Origin of the sequence: Synechococcus sp. H55.8 (genome assembly GCF_047462375.1) — a bacterium.
Taxonomy (GTDB): Bacteria; Cyanobacteriota; Cyanobacteriia; order Thermostichales; family Thermostichaceae; genus Thermostichus.
The window spans coordinates 16937-35072 of sequence record NZ_JANSJC010000017.1; the positions used below are offsets into that span (position 1 = coordinate 16937).

Here is an 18136-nt window from a genome sequence, read left to right on the forward strand (position 1 = left end):
GGCGAACACCGACGAGCAGACGGGCTTTGGGGTTTCTCTTCTGCTGGTTCTGTTGTGAGGATAATCCGCCAGAGTTAAGGGCAACCTAAGGAAGGCAGGTCTGGCTCCATTTTCGGGTGCTTTTACCGGCAAGAGGAAACGGGTAGAGTAGAACAGCAGTGTCTGGATAACTAAGGAGAGGATCCCATGACCCGAGGCTTTGGTCCCTTCGGCAAAATCCAAGAAGCGCTCAAGAAGGCCCAAGAGGTGCGGGATGGCGCTCAAAGGCTGCAAAAAGAGCTGGAAGAGATGGAGATCGTCGGCGAAGCCGGCAATGGGCTGGTGAAAGTGACGGTGAACGGCAACCAAGAACCCCTCAAGGTGTCTTTGGATCCCGAGGTTCTCAAAGAATCCGCGGATGTGGTAGAGGACTTGCTCTTGACGGCGATGGTGAACGCCTACACCCAGTCTGCCGAGACGATGCGCAAACGCATGGAGGAGCTGACCGGAAACATCAATCTGCCGGGGCTGGGGTTGGGCTGAGCCGCTCTTTTCTATGTACACTCGCCCTTTGGCTCGCCTGATCGAGGAGCTGCAGCGGCTGCCCGGCATTGGCTCCAAAACGGCTCAGCGCCTGGCCCTGCATCTGATCAACCGGCCTGCCGGCGAGATCGAGGCCCTGGCCCAGGCCCTGTTGGAGGCCAAGCAAACCGTCAAGCATTGCTCCATCTGCTTCAACTGGTCGGCGGAAGATCCCTGTGAGATCTGCCGTTCGCCGCAGCGAGACCGCTCGCTGTGGTGCGTGGTGGCCGATGTCAAGGATCTCATCGCCATGGAACGCACCCGCGAGTTCAAGGGGCTTTACCACGTTTTGGGGGGCCTGATCTCCCCCATGAACGGGATCGGGGCGGATCAACTGCACATCCGCGAGCTGGTGGCCCGGGTGGCGCAGGAAAAGCCGCAGGAGCTGATCTTCGCCATCAGCCCCAGCGTGGAGGGAGAGGTGACCATGCATGTGGTCAAGGATTACCTGAAGCCGATTGCCCCCACCTTGCGCATGACCCGCCTGGCCTTCGGCCTACCCATGGGATCCGAGCTGGAGTATGCCGACGAGGTCACCCTGGCCCGTGCCCTAGAAGCCCGGCAGGAATTGTAAACCGCGCCACCAGGGGTTGAGAAAACAACCTAAGCAGTGGAGCCAGCAAAACGGCAGTCGGGTTCAGAAGTTGTCATTGGTTGTCATTCCACCCCAACTCTCGGGCGCCCGGCCTGTCAGCAGCCGGCTGAGTCTTGGCGGCCCTGAGGGATGGGGGATCCCTTTTGCGCCCAGCCCAGATCCGATAGGCTGGATTCACCTTCGTGGTACTGGGCGATGGCTTGGCAAACTCCAACACTGCTGCTGGTGGACGGGCACTCTCTGGCCTACCGCTCCTTCTACGCCTTTGCTTACAGCCGTGAGGGGGGGTTGCGCACTTCCACCGGGATCCCCACCAGCGTCAGCTTTGGCTTTTTGAGATCGCTGCTGGACGTCCTAGAGAAATACCCGCCCACCCACGTAGCCGTTGCCTTCGATACCCGGCAGCCCACTTTTCGCCACGAGGCCGACGAAACCTACAAATCAGGCCGACCGGAAACCCCGCCGGAGTTTATCGAAGACGTGGAGAACCTCAAGCAGGTGTTGACGGCGCTGCGCATCCCCATTTTGGTGGTGCCTGGCTTTGAGGCCGATGACATTTTGGGTACCCTCAGCAGGATGGCCCCCCCAGATTACCGGGTGCAGATTTTAAGCGGGGATCAAGATCTGTTTCAGTTGATCGACGCCGATGGGAGAGTCCGGGTTTTGCACCTCAACAGCAAAGATCGCATCAGCGAATTCGGCCCCGAACAGGTTAAAGAAAAATTGGGCATTTGGCCTTGGCAAGTGGTGGACTACAAGGCCCTCTGCGGCGACACTTCCGATAACATTCCCGGAGTCAAAGGGATCGGACCTAAGCGAGCGGCGGAGCTGTTGGAACGCTACGGCAGTTTGGAGGAGATTTTTAATCACCTTGATGAGATCAAAGGAAAAGTTCAACAATACCTCAAAGAAGGGATCCCGGCAGCCCGACACTCACAATTTATGGCCCGGATCAACTGCGCTGTCCCCCTCTCCCCCGACTGGGAAAGCATGAAATTAACCGGGTTTAACCAAGAAGAACTGCTGCCGCTGCTGGAAAGATTGGAGTTTCACAGTCTCATCGCCCAAGTACGCAATATTCAAGCCATTTTGGGCGGGATCCCGGCCACCCCCAGTTCCACCGCCGATTCCCCAGATGCTCAAGAGAAGGACGAAGCCCTTTGGTTTGATTTTGCCCTGGATCCCGCCCCTTCTCTGCCGACAGTGCGCATCGTCGATACGCCGGAGCAATTGGAGCGTTTGCGACAAGACCTGCTGGCCTGTCCAGGGATCATAGCTTGGGACACCGAAACCACTAGTTTGGAGCCCCGAGATGCCCAATTGGTGGGGATCGGCTGTTGTTGGTCAGAGCAGGACATTGCCTACCTGCCCATCGGCCACCGCCAGGGAGCCAACCTGGATTGGGAGCTGGTGAAACGAAACCTGCAGCCCCTTTGGGAAGATCCCAACCGACCCAAAAGCCTACAAAACTGCAAGTATGACCTGAGCATTTTCCGCGCCCACGGCATCCACCTGCAAGGGATCCAATTTGATCCCATGTTGGCCAGCTATGTCTTGGATCCAGAAGCCGGCCACAACTTGGCCGATTTGGCAGCCACCCACTTGAATTTGCCGACCACCAGCTACGAAAAGTTGCTGGGCAAAGCACAATCCATCGCCGATATTCCAATTCCTCAAGTTGCAGAATACTGCGGAACCGATGCCTACTGCGCCTATCGCTTGGTGCCCATCCTCACCGAAAAACTCCAACAGACCGATCCGCGCCTGTGGGATCTTTTCATTCAGGTGGAGCTGCCCTTGGCCCAAGTTTTGGAAGAAATGGAGTGGGTCGGCATTCGCATTGATACCGAATTTTTGAGGCAATTCTCCCAAGAGCTGGAACAAGAATTGCAAAGTTTGGAACAACAAGCCTATGCCCAAGCCGGCGAGACCTTCAACCTCAATTCTCCCAAACAACTGGGATCCCTGCTCTTTGAGAAGCTAAAACTGGATATTCGCAAAACCCGCAAAACGGCCACCGGATATTCCACCGACGCCTCTGTTTTAGAAAAGCTAGAGGGGGATCATCCCCTCATCGAGACCATTCTGCGCTACCGCACTTTGGCCAAGCTGAAATCGACCTATGTGGATGCTCTGCCTGCCCTGGTGAGAAGCGACACCGGCAGAGTCCACACCGACTTCAACCAAACCGTCACCGCCACCGGCAGGCTCAGCTCCTCAAACCCCAACCTACAGAATATCCCCATTCGCACCGAGTTCAGCCGCCGCATTCGCCAGGCTTTTATTCCCCAAGAGGGGTGGCTATTGGCCTCGGCTGACTACTCCCAAATTGAGCTGCGCATTTTGGCTCACCTCAGCCAGGAGCCCACGTTGGTGGAGGGCTTTCGCTCAGGAGAAGATGTGCATACTCTTACAGCTCGTTTGCTCTTTGAAAAACAAGACATCACCAGCGAAGAACGCCGCCTAGCCAAGACGATCAACTATGGGGTGATCTACGGCATGGGAGCGCAGCGCTTTGCCCGCACCGCGGGGGTTTCTTTATCCGAGGCCAAGCAATTTTTGCAGCGATTTAACGAGCGCTACGCCGGCATTTTCGCCTATTTGCGCTCCACCGAAGCCTTTGTGGAAGAACACGGCTACGTAGAAACGATCTTGGGCCGCCGTCGCTATTTCCCCAACCTGTCCCGCCTGACAGGCCATCGCAAACTGGCCGAGTTGCGGGCGGCTGTAAATGCCCCCATCCAGGGATCCGCCTCAGACATCATCAAAGTGGCGATGGTACGCCTGCAGCAAAAGCTGCAGAACTTTCGCTCCCGCTTGCTCCTGCAAGTCCATGACGAGCTGGTGTTTGAGGTGGATCCCTCGGAATGGCAGGCCCTACAACCCCTGATCCAAACAGAAATGGAAGGAGCGGTGCCCCTTTCCATACCCCTGGTGGTGGATATCCAAATCGGCCACAACTGGAAGGAAGCCAACTAGACCGTGGGACAGACCAGGGATCCCAGCCCTGTGGAAATGTTAAACTTTGTAAAAGTGTTTGTTGTTTTCCTATGGCCGTCGAGATTTACACCTGGCGTTTTTGTCCTTTCTGCATCCGGGCCAAGCAACTGCTGGAGCGCAAAGGCGTGCAATACATCGAATACGCGATTGATGGAGACGAGGTGGCGCGGGCGGAAATGGCCAAGCGGGCCAATGGTCGCCGTTCGGTGCCGCAAATTTTCATCAACAACCAGCACATTGGCGGCTGCGACGATCTTTACGCGCTCGAGGCCCGCGGTCAGTTGGATCCGCTCCTGCAACAGGCCAGCTAAGCCTCACCGTCTGGGGGTCACTCTGCCGCTTGTTTAAGCTGAGCGCGGGCCTGCTTCAACATGGCAATTAGGGTGTGATGGGCGTCCTCGGAGTCCCGCAGGGGGTGGTCGAAGCCAATCCGCAGCGTTTGTGCCATCCCATCCACCTGCACCTGCAAGTCCATCCCTTCTGGATCGATGGCCTGCATACGGGCTTGGGTGACGCCTTCCAGGCGGCCAAAGACCCTGGCGTAGAGCGCCACTGCATCGGCGTGATCTTCGTTCATATGCTTGCAGATGCGCTCGCTGACTTCTGGGGTGAGGGGATCGGCCATGGCAGTCGTTTTTTGCTCTTAGCTCTCAGTTTAGAGTAAATTACCCGGCGCACCTAAGATAAGCAGAAAATCAGGGATCCAGCAGCTCAGGCTCGTCCTTGGGCTTGCAGCTCCAACAACTCGTCTGCCATCTCCAAAAAAGCCTCCCGATCCAGGTAAGAGACATCTCCCACCCATTCCCCCAGCTTGACCACGTAGACCTCGCTCAAGGTGGGGCGGCGCTGCAAATCCCGCGAGTAGGCTTTCACCAACGCCAGCACCGATTGCTTTTTAACAATTCGCCGGTAGCGGGGATCGTCCTTGGCGCGGACACGATAGACGACTCCGGTCTCATCGCCGATCTCCATCTCAAACTGGCGCTCTCGCACCTCTTCGATATAGAGCTCACCCTCTTCGTCCAGCTTTTCCCGTTCTTCCACCACCACCTCGAAGCGGCGGGTGCGCAACACCTGCCCAAAAAACAATCCCCCATAGGGAATCTCGCGAAAGGCTATCTGGCGCCGGGAGATGGTGTACAGGGGCCCCCACAGGAAGGGATAGAGCAACGCGAGAAACCCGGCCAAAAAGGAGAGCGCCCCCAGAAAGGATCCCTCGCCAAAGGCACGAGAAAGCACCAGCAGCGCCACACCCACCAGGATGGCCGTGATGATGCGGCCCGTGCTCTTGAGGGCATCGCTCCAGTAAGCTGCATACTGAAGGCGGGTGGGCACCACCGGAATCACCAATTCGCATTCTTCTGGGGTGAGCTCCAACAACATGCTCAGGGATCCTCACAATGCCACAATCTGTCTGCCGGGGGCCAGACCCTATCTTAGAATGAGGCAGAGGCGCTTCGCTGCCAGTCCTTGCTCGCTTTCTATCTCCATGCCGACAGGATCCCACTTCTCCCCGACCGGCCAGACCCTCAGACAGCAAGTGGCCCAGTTGGACGAGGGATCCCGTCGAGACAAGGCCTGGTTGGGGGATGCCGTGTTAGGCTTGTTTGCCCGGCAGTGGCTGCTGGGCCCACCTCAGGACTGGCAGGTGCCTTCCCCTCCCCGTTGTGATTTGAATCGGGCAGAACTGTTCACCTGGCTGACCTCCAATCAATTTTTGTCGGCCCTCAGGGATCCCACACAGGTGGAGGCAGAAATCGGCCTGCTTTACGAAAAAGAAGGTCTACAAGCGGCCTTTGCCTACATCCAGGAGCACCTGCTGCCTCTGTTTGTGAGGCAGGTCAACAACCGCGCCAAAGCCCTGCGTAGCCGACGCCGCTAGCCGGTTTCTATAGTCATTTCAAATCAAATAGCAATGAAACGGCTCGCTACGTCGTTATGGCTACGCAACGCTCTCACTCTCCTTTCCCTGAGGGAGAGGGGCCGGGGGTGGTCGCGCTAGCGGCGCGGAGCGCTTGGGCGGGCCGGCGGCAAAGTGTCTTAATCTAACGACTATAAATGGCCGTTGAAATCTACAGTTGCTCTGGACGTAGTGATTTCAACTCAGGCTGGGGTCCCGGGGGAAGAAGGCGGATCCACCCAACGGCCATCGGCTTTGATCAGATCGATCAGCGCTTGGACGCCCTCGGATTCCGGCACCTTTTTCACTTCTTCTTTGCCGCGGTAGAGGGAGATCACCCCTGGCGTCTTACCCACATAGCCGTAATCGGCGTCGGCCATTTCTCCTGGCCCATTGACGATGCAGCCCATGACGGCAATGTCGAGGCCCACCAGGTGCTGAGTTGCGGCGCGCACCTTCTGCAGCACTTCCTCCAAGTTGAAGAGGGTACGGCCACAGGAAGGACAGGCCACATATTCCACCATGGTCTTGCGCAGGTTGAGGGCCTGCAAGATGCCGTAGGCCACCGGGATCTCCTTTTCCGGCGCTTCCGTGAGAGACACCCGAATGGTGTCGCCGATCCCTTCGGCCAGCAGCGTCCCGATCCCGACGGCCGACTTGATGCGGCCATATTCTCCATCGCCGGCCTCGGTTACGCCCAAGTGAAAGGGATAATTCAGGCCCAAGGCATCGAAGCGGCGGGCCGCCAGCCGGTAGGCCGCCAACATCACCTGAGGACGGGAAGCCTTGAAGGAGAGAACCACATTGTGGAAATCCTGCTCGGCGCAAATTTGGGCAAATTCCAGGGCCGACTCCACCATGCCCTCAGGCGTATCCCCGTAGGTGAAGAGCATCCGCTCTGCCAGGGATCCGTGGTTGACCCCAATGCGCAGGGCTTTGTTCTGGGCTTTGAGGGTCTGGACAAGGGGGGTGAAGGTTTCCCGGATTTTGTTGCGGATGGCCTCAAATTCCGCTTGGGTATATTCGGTACGACCGGGCTGGGGTTTTTCAAAGACAAACAACCCTGGGTTAATGCGCACCTTATCCACGTATTGGGCCACTTCCAGGGCGATCTTGATGCCGTTGTGGTGCACATCGGCCACCAGGGGCACCGGCCTGTAGGTTTGGATCAGCTTGTCCCGAATCGCCTCCATCGCCTTGGCGTGGGCCATGCTGGGAACGGTGACGCGCACAATTTCCGAGCCCGCCTCGTGCAGACGACGGATGGCCGCCACCGCCGCCTCGATGTCGAGGGTGTCTTCGTTAATCATCGACTGCACCACCACCGGGTGCTGGCTGCCGATCAACACGTCGGCTACGGCCACGGTGCGGGTGGGGCGACGAGGATAGACCGGTTCTGGGTAGGGCTGCTGAGGGGGGGCGCTGGGCCGATCTAGGGTTTGCATCATAGCTTGGTTAAGCTGAGAGGGCTACTCTAGCTTGATTGTAGGCTGAAATGCCGGCAAGACCGGGAGCTCAGGGTAGGTACTGAGGGGCTCACCCTCCGGCAGCCGGGCGCGATCCCCGCCTCCTGATTAACTCAGGATGGGACACCTTATCGAGAAAATGAGCAGAGCCTTAGACGGCCACAGGGGGCAGAGACTGGTCAATCACTCGGATCCTCTAGCAGCGGATAGCTCAGCAGGGCAGCAACTTCAACTGTCTGCTTCCGTGGGGTGGTCGGTGAAGGGGCGGCTGCGAATAAAGTCTTTGGGCGTCACGTTTTCCACAAACTTGCGAAAGGCTTCCCGCTCCGCTTCGTCGGCATCCTGGTTCATCGGGATCGAGGCTTCCGCGATCACCTCTTCCACCGTCCAGATGGGAACGTGGGCTCGCAGGGCAAGGGCAATGGCATCGCTGGGGCGGCAGTCGATCTCTTGCTTTTTATCGCCGCAGAAGGTGACAAGCACCGCGTAGAAGGTGTTGTCCAGCAGGGCGTGAATGATAACTCGCTCCAGCCTGATCCCCCACGTCTTCCAGGAGTTGAGGATTAGATCATGGGTCATAGGGCGCAGTGGCTTTTGGTCGTCCAGCGCCTGCAAAATGGCATTGGCTTCTGCTTTCCCCACCCAAATGGGCAGGGCACGCCGCTCACTGCTATCGCGCAGGATGACGATGGGGTTCTGGTTAACGGCATCGACCGCGATCCCAGCCACATGCATCTCGATCATGAGCAACTGCCTCCAGCCGTTGATCTTGATCGTATCTACGGGTGCCAAAGTTTGGCAACACACCATGAGCTCAGTCGGTGATCTGGCGAAAGTGACCTTGATCGGGGGCACCAGCGAGAGCCGCAGCTTGGCCAAGGCCCTCAGCCGCCAGGGGATCCCTTGGATAGCCAGCGTCACCAGCGAGGGCGGCAGAAGCCTGTATCGGGATCTGCCCGGCCAGGTGGTGGTGACGCGATTTTCGCTGCCCTCTTTGGAACAGTTCCTGCAGGAGCGCCAGATCCGCGTGGTAGTGGATGCCTCCCATCCCTTTGCCCAGGAGATCTCACAATTGGCTATGCAGGTGTCGGCCCAACTGGGGATCCCCTACCTGCGCTACGAGCGCCCCCCGGTGGCGTTGGATCCCTGGGTGCAGGTGGTGCCGGACTGGCAGGGGGTGCTCACCGAGGCCGTGCTGGCGGGGCGGCGGCTGCTCTTGACGGTGGGGGTGAAGGCGTTGCCCTTGTTTGTACCCTGGCAGGATCGCTGCCAGTTGTACGCGCGGGTACTGCCGCAGTCGGTTCCCCAAGCGGTGCAAGCCGGGATCCCTGCTGAGCGGGTGATTGGGATGCGCCTGCCCCTCAGCTTTGAGCAGGAGCTGCGGCTTTGGCAGAGGCTAGATCTTCAGGGAGTCATCAGCAAGGACTCGGGAGAAGCGGGTGGGCTGGTCGTTAAACAGGCCGTGGCCAAAACCCTGGGGATCCCGCTGTGGGTAGTCCGACGACCACTCTTGAGCTACCCCTGGTGTAGTCAGGATTTGGCCGAGGTGGTGCGGGAGTGCCAACGTCGGCTGGGGCAGATTTAGAACCGCTCCTCTGCAGCCAGGTCAGGCTCGCGATCTTGACGGGATCCCAGCAACTCGAGACGATCTACAGCGATGACAGGCCGCTGGCGCTCCTCACCCGTGGATTTGTCTTTCCAGCGATCGAACTTGAGGCTGCCCGTTACCCCGATGAGGCTGCCCTTGCGCACGTATTCTCCGGCCACCTCAGCCGTGCGCCCCCACAGCTCCAAGTTGAACCAATCGGGCTTGTCTTCGCCTTTGCGGAAGCGGTTGACCGCCAAGCTAAAGGTACACACCACCTTGCCCGACTCGAAGTAGCGCACCTCCGGATCCATGCCGGCTCGCCCCACCAAGGTCACCAAGTTCAGGCTCATGGGTTTTCTCCAGATCGTTTACGGCCCCTAGGCTTTTGTTGTAGCGCTTGCAAGCGATCCCTGTCATCTTCGCGGCGACGGCCTCGGCTGATCGCGTCAGCGGGCCGTAGGCCTTGCGGATCGAGGCTCGGGGAGAGTCTTTAGAATATCTCCCGATTGTCCTGCGGGGATCCCGGTTGCTCAGAAAGAAAAATCTCTGCTCTCATGGATTGGGCAGCCACAAGGGGGGCGCTGATCGTGTTGCAAAGATTTACAATGTCAGAAGCCCCAGAGCACCTGCCGGCCCAGACCCCTGATCCCTGGAGATAGATTTTCACCGGCCAGCAGGGAGGGTTGACTACCGCAAGAGGACGCATTCAGCACCATTTCCCATGGAATTCATCTACGCATACGCCTGGTTGATCCCCGTTTATCCGTTGGTGGCGGCTTTTTTACTCGGCTTGGGCATTTTGGTGTTCAATGCCTGGACAAGATCCAACCGCTCTCTGGCCGCCTTCTTGAGCGTGTTCGCGACGGGAACGGCGATGGTTCACGCCTTTGCCCTTTTGGTCAGCCAAGTGCAGGGCCATGAGACCGTTCTCAAAACCATCACCTGGGCTCAGGCGGGATCTTTCTTGGTGGACATGGGGTTTGTGGTGGATCACCTGAGCGCCATGATGCTGGTGGTGGTAACCACGGTGGCCTTTCTGGTGCAGATCTACTCCGATGGCTACATGGCCCACGACCCCGGCTATGTGCGTTTCTACGCCTACCTGAGCCTGTTCACCTCCTCGATGCTGGGCCTGGTGGTCAGCCCCAACCTGGTGCAGATCTACATCTTCTGGGAGCTGGTGGGGATGTGCTCCTACCTGCTGATCGGCTTTTGGTACGAGCGGCAGGCGGCGGCGGAAGCAGCCCAGAAGGCGTTTGTGGTCAACCGTGTGGGGGACTTTGGCCTGTTGCTGGGCATTTTGGGCTTCTACTGGATTTCCGGCACTTTTGGGTTTGAGGAACTGGCCCGCAATGTGGAGCAGATGGTGGCCAACGGCGCGGTGAGCAGCAGCTTGGTTGCCCTGTTTGCGGTGTTGGTGTTCTTGGGGCCAGTGGCCAAGTCGGCCCAGTTCCCGCTGCACGTGTGGCTGCCGGATGCCATGGAAGGTCCCACGCCCATTTCCGCCCTCATCCACGCGGCCACGATGGTGGCTGCCGGGGTCTTCCTGTTGGCGCGTATGTTCCCGCTGCTGGAAGGGATCCCAGCAGTCATGGATCTCATCGCCTGGACAGGGGCAGGTACGGCTTTTTTGGGGGCCAGCATCGCCATCACCCAAAACGACATCAAAAAGGGCTTGGCCTACTCCACCATCTCCCAACTGGGCTATATGGTCATGGCCATGGGGTGCGGTGCCTATGGGGCCGGCCTGTTTCACCTGACAACCCATGCTTACTTTAAGGCGCTGCTCTTTTTGGGATCCGGCTCGGTCATCCATGGCATGGAAGCCGTGGTTGGCCATGACCCCGCCTTAGCTCAGGATATGCGCCTGATGGGAGGGCTGCGCAAATACATGCCGGTTACGGCCATTACTTTTTTGATTGGCACGCTGGCCATCTGTGGGATCCCGCCCTTTGCCGGCTTCTGGTCCAAGGACGAGATCTTGGCCGCGGTGTTTGAACACAACCCAGCTCTCTGGGGTGTGGGCTTCCTCACCGCGGGGATCACCGCCTTCTACATGTTCCGCATCTACTTTCTTACTTTTGAAGGGGAGTTTCGCGGCACCAACCTGAAGCTGCGGCAGGAGGTGGCCGTCAGCCAGGGCCGACCGGTGCCGGCTTTTGCCTATGCGTTTGCCGGGAAAGAGGCGGCCTACGGCCCCGGAGCCATGAACCTTTACGAAAGGCCCCAGCCCAGCAGCCATCCCGAAGCTGTGGAAGACGGGCACGATGGGCATGGCCACGCCGCCGAGCCGCATGAGTCTCCCCTGTCGATGACGATGCCGTTGGTGGCGCTGGCGGTTCCTTCGGTGCTGATCGGCTTGGTGGGCACTCCCTTTGCCAACTTCTTCGAGGCGTTCATCCATGCGCCTGGCGAATCGGCTACAGAGGCCGTTTCCCTCTGGGCCCAGGTGGCAGCCGAGTGGCAAGGGGTGCTGGCGGGTCACTTTGACTGGCGGGAGTTTCTGATCATGGCGGGCAGCTCGGTGGGCATTGGGCTGATCGGCATCACCTTGGCCGGCTTGATCTACTGGCAGAAGCGCATCGATCCCGGCACCTTCCCCCAAAGCCTGCAACCCCTGTACTACTTCTCCCTCAACAAGTGGTACATTGATGACCTCTACGAGCGGGTCTTTGTGCGGGGCACCCGCTTTGTGGCGCGGGAGGCGCTGGAGGTGGACAGCCGCATTGTGGATGGGGTGGTCAACTTGACGGGCCTGGTGGCAATGGTCGGCGGCGAAGTGATGAAATACCTGGAGAACGGCAAGGCGCAGTTTTATGCTTTGATCATCTTTGCAGCGGTGGTGGTGATGGTGGTGCTTTCCGGCGTGGGGGTTTAGCGAAAGCTGACACGAAGCAAGGAGAAATCATCTTCAAAATCTGTTTGCCCCTGGAAAGATTGGGCGTGCTGGATCACCTGATCCAGGCTGCCGTCGGCGCTCTTGCTCAGCAGAGCCATCAGATTGTCTAGCCCCCAGATTTCTCTCTGCGGGTTCATGACTTCGTAAACTCCGTCGCTGAACAGGTAGAGGTGGCTGTTCTCAGGGATCTGCACTTGATCCCTTTGAAAATTCTGGTCGGGCAAAACCCCGATGGGCACGTTGGCGGTCTTCAGCAGGCGCAACTCCTGAGCCTGGATGAGCAGAGCAGGCGGATGGCCAGCACTGGCAAAAGAGAGCAGACGGGATCGCGGCTGATAGACCCCATACCAAAGGGTGAAGTACATGTCGTGGTGGGATCCCATCTGGAAAGAGTGGTTGAGGGCGCGCAAGACCGCATCCGGCTGTCGCGGGTCGGTGTCGGGTAAGCCCTGAGAGCGCAACTGGTTCATCACCGATACCGACAGTAGAGCGGATCCCACCCCATGCCCCGACACATCTAGCAGGTAGATGGCCAGATGATCCTCGTCTAGCCAGTGGTAGTTAAATGAATCCCCCCCCAACTCCTGCGAAGGCAAAAAGCACCACTCGATGGCTATTCGGTGATCGGGGAAAGAGGCCGGCTTGGGCAAAAGAGAACGCACATAGCTGGCCGCCTCGGCCAGTTCTGCCCGCAACCTGGCGGTTTGCTGTTGCAAGTCGTAGCTGAGCTGATGCAAGCGCAGCCCAGCCCGCACGCGCGCCCGCAGCTCGTTGGGGTCGATGGGCTTGCTGAGGAACTCGTCTGCCCCGGCATCCAGGCCCTGAATACGGTCTTCGACTTCTGTGCGCGCAGTGAGCAAAATAAAAAACGTCGTGGAAAACTTGGGATCCGCCTTGATGCGCCGGCAGACTTCCAGCCCATCCATGTCCGGCATCATCCAATCGCAGATGATCAGCCCCGGCACCAGCAGCTGGGCTTGCTCCAGCCCCTCTGAGCCATTGCTAGCCATCTCCACGGTATAGCCCTGTCGCTCCAGGGATCGCTTCAACACCAGCCGAATGGTGGGATCGTCGTCCACAATCAAAATGGCCGTCATGACCACTGCACCTCAATCCCGAATCAACCCGAATTAAAATGCAACTCTGGCCCGTACTGGTAGGCGGACCCTTTATCCTAGCCCAGGGGTTGCGGCAGAAAAGCCGGTTTGGAGGGCAGTTAGGGGAAAAGCCTCAGCAACCTCATCCACCAGAGCTAAAGTTGCGTATCCCTTAGTGGATCCCTAAAACCGTGGTTGCACGCTACCCAAAAGCTGACCGTTTCAAGATACTGGTGGGAATAGATAACAGCGGGGGGGTTTTTGGGCAGATTTTGCTTTAGAGACTTCCATTGGACACAGAGATACGGATCACATCTTATCCATCCTTTGCCGGTCTAGAGTGAACTTTGAGGTTAAACGGCCTTTGCTGCATGAGCGCGTCTCCTCTATCCTTATCTCCGCCGTCCGTTCGGGATTCGCAGGCGGCTTCACCCACGGCACCCCGCCAAGCTCCCAGGGGAGAAATCCGGCTGGAGGAGTTGGATGAGAAGCAATTGCTGGCCGGCCTATCGTCGGTGGTGCTCAACCCGGCAGCTTGGAGTTGCTTCAGCATCAGTGAAACCAGCCGCTTGCTACGCCCCCTGCAAATTTGCCCTGACTTGACCGGAACTCCCGTTCTCTCCCCAGGCGCCACTGCCGAAGTTGTCTATAAGTTCCTGCTGAGCGACGGTCGGATTGGAACCATGAAGGGGCTGATCTCGATCGAGGACTTTCGCAGCAAGCGGCTGCATTCTATTTACGAGGAGCTGCGTATTGAAGAAATCATACCGGTTTTTAACGAAGCGGTCGTTGTGCAGATCATCGATCAGTTGAAGCCGATTTTTGCCCGCGACCTGGACGAGCTGCTCTGGCAAGAAAGCTTTTACTTTACTCCTCAAGATCTGCGCCAGCCGGAGTTCCTGCTGCGCGGCCTGCGGCCCGAGGCGATCCCGCGTCGCTTTCGACCGCATCTGCAAAGGGTGTACTCCCAGATCAAGGAGGTGTGTCGCAGCCTGCCCAACATCGCTTTCCAACTGTGTCTGCGGGCCTACCTGGAGTACAACGACGTCAAAAACCGACATCTCCTCGCCTTGCTGCTCAGCAAGTATTTTTACACGCTCTACCGCATCGGTGGGCTAGAGGGGTGGGAAAGTCGGGATCCGGTGGAGGTGGGATCCCTGTGCTCTGGCGATCGGCGGGCTCGCTTGCAGGCTCTTTCTCGCCTCTTAACCCTGGATAACGACAGCGACGCTCCCTTGGTGGGCATCGGTGGCGCGGGGCCGGGGGGCGGCTATTTCAGTGGAGAATGGGAACCTGCTGCTACCGAGGTGCCGAGCGCAGAAGAGATCGAAAAGCTGCGGCAAGATGCGGAGGCGGCGCGCGGCCAGGCCGCCGAGGCGCAGCAGTTGGTAACCCAATATCAAGAAGAGAAAAAACAAGAGCTGCTCAACCGCCTGCAGGATCCGGGAAAGTTTCTTCTTTTCAGCATTCATCAGTTTTTTGACACCATCTTCGGATCCCTACCCGGAGAGGTGAAAAGCGAGTATGGAGCAGTTTGGGTGCCGCGCACCTCCTACTTGGACGAGAAAGAGCGGGACAAGCTGACCGAGCATTTGCACTGGATCACCAGCGAGACCTATTTGCTTAGCATCCCCTTTGCTGAGGCAACAATCATCGGCTATTGGCGGGTTTTGGCCGATTCGTTCTACAACCAGTGGGTTTTAAACCAGTACAAGCAGTTGCAAAGCTACGGAGTGGATCTGGAGCAGCAGGGCATCCAAATCCTGGAGCGCGAACAATTTTTGCATGAAGTGCAACTGCGCTTTGCTGCCCGCCACTGCGAGATTGTAACTCAAAATGTAGAGAAGATCGGCCAAATTGTGGTGGATAGCCTGGCCAAGCGGGTGGCCCTCAACGCCAGTCAGCAAAGCTTCCAGGCGATGCGGGCCAAATTGACCACCGTTTTGGATATGGACATTTCCCGCAAGGACATGGGAGAGGTCAAGCGGCTGATCGACTACTTCACGGATGTGTTTTTGGGCAAGCGGGAGGAGCTGCGTTCTCCTTACCCAGTGGGCACCATCTTGCAAGTAAAGGCAGCCGTCGAGGCCCGTCCCCCCGACAGTCGCACCCGCATTGGCCTGGAAATCCTAAACCAGATCTACCGCGAGTACATGCCTATGCTGCAGCAAGAGTAGGGGCAGGGATCCCATAGGCTGGCAGGTGTTGGGCACAATGGGGCTAAGGTGTGCTGTCTCGGGTTAGGAGATCGGGAGTTTCCATGCGCTACCGCCAGCTTGGCCACAGCCCTTTGCAGGTCTCGGAAATCTGTCTGGGCACCATGACCTTTGGACAGCAGAATACCTTGGCCGAGGCTTGGGAACAGCTCGATTACGCGGTGGAGCACGGGATCAACTTCATCGACACCGCCGAGATGTACCCGGTGCCGGCGCGGGCGGAAACCCAGGGAGCCACAGAACGCTACATCGGCGAGTGGCTACAACACCAGCCGCGGGAGCGCCTCATCATCGCCACCAAGATCACCGGCCCCGGGCGGCCCTGGCACTGGATCCGCGGTGGGTCTCTCTCGATTAGCCGCGACAACCTCAAACAGGCGGTGGCCGGCAGCCTCAAACGCCTGAAGACCGACTACATCGACCTCTACCAAATCCACTGGCCGGATCGCTATGTGCCCCTGTTTGGGGGGGTGGCCTACGATCCCAGCCAGGAGCGGCCCACGGTTCCCATTGCCGAGCAACTGCAGGGCTTGGCGGAACTGGTGCAGGAGGGCCTGGTGCGCTACATCGGCCTGAGCAACGAAACCCCCTGGGGAGTCTGCGAGTTCTGCCACCTGGCCGAGCAGTTGGGCCTGCCCAAGGTGGTCTCGATTCAAAACGCCTATAGCCTCCTCAACCGCACGTTTGAGATGGGCCTGGCGGAGGTTTGCCACCACGAGCAGGTGGGGTTGCTGGCCTACAGCCCCCTGGCCTTTGGGCTGCTGACGGGCAAATACCTGGGGGGCGCCAAGCCGCCGGGATCCCGTTTGGCACTGTTTGAGGGCTTTGGCCAGCGCTACCGCAAGCCCAATGTGGAAGAGGCCGTGGCCGCCTACGTACGCATTGCCCGCCAGCACGGCCTGACCCCTGCCCAGTTGGCTTTGGCCTTTGTGCGCAGCCGCTGGTTTGTCACCAGCACCATCATCGGAGCCACCAACCTGGCCCAGCTCAAGGAAAACCTCAGTTGCCTGGAGCTGTCGCCTGAGATCTTGGCGGAGATCGAAGCGGTGCACCAGCGCTACCCCAATCCTGCACCCTGAGCAGGCGACAAAACAGCCCGCCAAGGAGAACTTTTTGAGAACTTTCCTCGTCTGGGGCTATGGCTTGGATAACTAGGTCCGAGCTGGCCCCTCTTGAACTCACAAACTTCCCAGGGGCTCTCCTAGCAGATCGTGAGGTGTGAACAATGCGCAACCTTTTCCTTTGGCAGGGTTGGAAGACGGCAGCTCTGGTGGTAGGCTGCAGCAGCTTGGTTTGGATGGGGGATCCCGCTTGGGCGCAACTTTCTGATATCGGCACCTACTGGGGCGCCCAGTACATCGCCGGCTTGAACGAGCGGCAGATCATCGGCGGCTTCCCAGACGGCACCTTTCGCCCCAATGAGTCGATTACCCGCGCCCAGTTTGCCGTTATCGTTACCAAAGCTTTTGGGCTGGATACCAACGTTCCCGTACGCTCCTTTGCCGATCCCATTCCCAGTTGGGCAGCTCCCTCTATTGGCGCGGCGGCAGCAGCAGGGTATGTTTCCGGCTTTCCCGACGGCACGTTCCGTCCCAACGATGTCCTCACCCGCGCCCAGGCCATTACTGTCCTGACCCGCGCTGCCACCAACGGCAGGCTCCTCGGGGATCCAAGCCAAATTGATGCCATCCTGGCCGGGTTCAGCGATGCCAATTTGGTTCCCAACTTTGCCCGCGCCCCCATCGCGACAGCGGTTCAAGAAGGGCTGTTGGTGCTCTACCCTGATCCCACCCGCTTGAATGCCCAGGCGGTGGCCACGCGGGGGGAAGTGGCGGCTCTTACCTACCAAGCGCTGGCCAAGGTGGGCCGGGTGCCCAGCCTAGACCCGCCGGTGGGGGCTGCCATCCCCGGGCCAGGGATCCGCACCGAGCTCCTCGCCCAGGTTACCCCCACCCCTGAGCCCCTGGCTACGCCGGATATCCCTGTGGAGCCGCTGGTGGAAACGCTGCCCGCCGCGCCGGAAGTGAGAACTTTCTTGGCCCGCGAGGAGCTGGGATCCGTCAAACCGGGGGACACCCTGACGGTGTATTTGCTGGGATCCCCGGGGGCGCAGGGGTCTTTTTCCATCCCCGGTATCGCCTACAACCTGCCGTTGCAGGAAACCCGCCCTGGCCAATACGAGGGCAGCTACACCTTCCGCAGCCAAGACCGGGCCTCGGAAGCGCCGGTGTTCGCCCGTCTGGAGCGAAATGGGCTGGTGACCCTGGTGCAATTGCCGGACAAAACCATCAGCATTGGGCAGGTGACCGACACCACCTTCCCCACCATCAGCGACCTGGCCCCGCCCAACGGAGCGGTGACCGACAACCCGCGCCCCGCCATCTCCGCCCGCTTTCAAGATGAGCAGGGGATCGACCTCAATAGCTTTACCCTGCTGGTGAACAATGTAGATGTCACTGCCCAAGCCCAGCTCAGCCGCACCGGCTTCGCCTATACCCCAGCCGAGCCGCTGCCCACCGATCGACCGACCTTGATTGCCGTTCAAATTGCCGATACTAGCGGCAACACTGCCATCCAGCAGTGGTCTTTCCAGGTGCGGGCCGCCCAGCCCACACCCACTCCAACACCCACACCCACGCCGACCCCGACACCCACACCTACCCCTACTCCAGAACCCACGCCCACGCTGACTCCAACACCTACCCCTACTCCAGAACCCACACCCACGCCGAGTCCACAGGCTGGCGGGGAGCCTTCCCCCTCTCCTTCCCCTAGCCCCTAGGGAAAACCCAGTCCAGGCCTTCAACAGGTCTC

Annotated in this window: 16 protein-coding genes; 10 read left to right on the forward strand and 6 right to left on the reverse strand. The window is 59.0% G+C overall.

Annotated elements, in window-relative coordinates; genetic code table 11:
- The first annotated feature begins 186 nt into the window (after positions 1-186).
- From NW862_RS08535 to grxC, 4 genes are all read left to right on the forward strand, one after another.
- Entirely contained in the window at positions 187-522 is a 336-nt protein-coding gene (locus NW862_RS08535) for a YbaB/EbfC family nucleoid-associated protein (RefSeq protein ID WP_414332825.1), read from the forward strand.
- A gap of 13 nt (positions 523-535) precedes the next feature.
- Positions 536-1135, forward strand: a complete 600-nt coding sequence (gene recR, locus NW862_RS08540) for a recombination mediator RecR (RefSeq protein WP_414332824.1) — start codon at positions 536-538, stop codon at positions 1133-1135.
- A gap of 216 nt (positions 1136-1351) precedes the next feature.
- The gene (gene polA, locus NW862_RS08545) at positions 1352-4135 is read left to right on the forward strand and encodes a DNA polymerase I (protein WP_414332822.1); all 2784 of its coding nucleotides are present in this window, start codon (positions 1352-1354) and stop codon (positions 4133-4135) included.
- Between the two features lie 71 nt (positions 4136-4206).
- Positions 4207-4467 (forward strand): glutaredoxin 3, encoded by a 261-nt coding sequence (gene grxC / locus NW862_RS08550; RefSeq protein ID WP_414332820.1) that lies wholly within the window; start codon positions 4207-4209, stop codon positions 4465-4467.
- A gap of 17 nt (positions 4468-4484) precedes the next feature.
- Here grxC and NW862_RS08555 read toward each other — a convergent pair whose 3' ends face one another.
- Positions 4485-4781, reverse strand: a complete 297-nt coding sequence (locus NW862_RS08555; protein ID WP_414332819.1) for a DUF2470 domain-containing protein — start codon at positions 4779-4781, stop codon at positions 4485-4487.
- An 86-nt stretch (positions 4782-4867) separates the two neighbouring features.
- Positions 4868-5539 (reverse strand): hypothetical protein, encoded by a 672-nt coding sequence (locus NW862_RS08560; RefSeq protein ID WP_414332817.1) that lies wholly within the window; start codon positions 5537-5539, stop codon positions 4868-4870.
- 106 nt (positions 5540-5645) lie between these two features.
- On the opposite strand from NW862_RS08560, the gene NW862_RS08565 reads away from it, so the two are divergent.
- Positions 5646-6038 (forward strand): hypothetical protein, encoded by a 393-nt coding sequence (locus NW862_RS08565; protein ID WP_414332816.1) that lies wholly within the window; start codon positions 5646-5648, stop codon positions 6036-6038.
- A gap of 221 nt (positions 6039-6259) precedes the next feature.
- On the opposite strand, the gene ispG is transcribed toward NW862_RS08565, so the two are convergent.
- The gene (gene ispG / locus NW862_RS08570; RefSeq protein ID WP_414332881.1) at positions 6260-7501 is read right to left on the reverse strand and encodes a (E)-4-hydroxy-3-methylbut-2-enyl-diphosphate synthase; all 1242 of its coding nucleotides are present in this window, start codon (positions 7499-7501) and stop codon (positions 6260-6262) included.
- Between the two features lie 249 nt (positions 7502-7750).
- A complete protein-coding gene (locus tag NW862_RS08575) occupies positions 7751-8266 on the reverse strand; it encodes a bifunctional nuclease family protein (protein ID WP_414332815.1) in 516 nt (171 codons plus the stop codon).
- Between the two features lie 64 nt (positions 8267-8330).
- Here NW862_RS08575 and NW862_RS08580 point away from each other — a divergent pair, with 64 nt between their 5' ends.
- Positions 8331-9107: a cobalt-precorrin-6A reductase gene (locus tag NW862_RS08580; RefSeq protein ID WP_414332814.1), complete on the forward strand. Its 777-nt coding sequence runs from the start codon at positions 8331-8333 to the stop codon at positions 9105-9107.
- Here the strand turns inward: NW862_RS08580 and NW862_RS08585 are convergent.
- Complete coding sequence (locus tag NW862_RS08585; RefSeq protein WP_414332812.1) at positions 9104-9460, reverse strand: single-stranded DNA-binding protein; 357 nt, start codon at positions 9458-9460, stop codon at positions 9104-9106. The two genes, NW862_RS08580 and NW862_RS08585, sit on opposite strands and share 4 nt — an antisense overlap.
- Positions 9461-9831: 371 nt before the next feature.
- On the opposite strand from NW862_RS08585, the gene NW862_RS08590 reads away from it, so the two are divergent.
- Positions 9832-11988 (forward strand): NAD(P)H-quinone oxidoreductase subunit 5, encoded by a 2157-nt coding sequence (locus tag NW862_RS08590; protein ID WP_414332811.1) that lies wholly within the window; start codon positions 9832-9834, stop codon positions 11986-11988.
- Here NW862_RS08590 and NW862_RS08595 read toward each other — a convergent pair.
- Positions 11985-13106, reverse strand: a complete 1122-nt coding sequence (locus NW862_RS08595; RefSeq protein ID WP_414332810.1) for a PP2C family protein-serine/threonine phosphatase — start codon at positions 13104-13106, stop codon at positions 11985-11987. The genes NW862_RS08590 and NW862_RS08595 overlap by 4 nt on opposite strands.
- A gap of 371 nt (positions 13107-13477) precedes the next feature.
- Here NW862_RS08595 and NW862_RS08600 point away from each other — a divergent pair, with 371 nt between their 5' ends.
- From NW862_RS08600 to NW862_RS08610, 3 genes are all read left to right on the forward strand, one after another.
- Positions 13478-15283 carry a hypothetical protein gene (locus tag NW862_RS08600; RefSeq protein WP_414427093.1) on the forward strand — a complete coding sequence of 602 codons (1806 nt, stop codon included), beginning with the start codon at positions 13478-13480 and terminating at the stop codon, positions 15281-15283.
- Positions 15284-15366: 83 nt separating this feature from the next.
- The gene (locus NW862_RS08605) at positions 15367-16401 is read left to right on the forward strand and encodes an NADP(H)-dependent aldo-keto reductase (RefSeq protein ID WP_414332807.1); all 1035 of its coding nucleotides are present in this window, start codon (positions 15367-15369) and stop codon (positions 16399-16401) included.
- Positions 16402-16547: 146 nt separating this feature from the next.
- Positions 16548-18104, forward strand: coding sequence for an S-layer homology domain-containing protein (locus tag NW862_RS08610; protein WP_414427094.1), 1557 nt, complete (start codon positions 16548-16550; stop codon positions 18102-18104).
- Positions 18105-18136 lie beyond the last annotated feature (32 nt).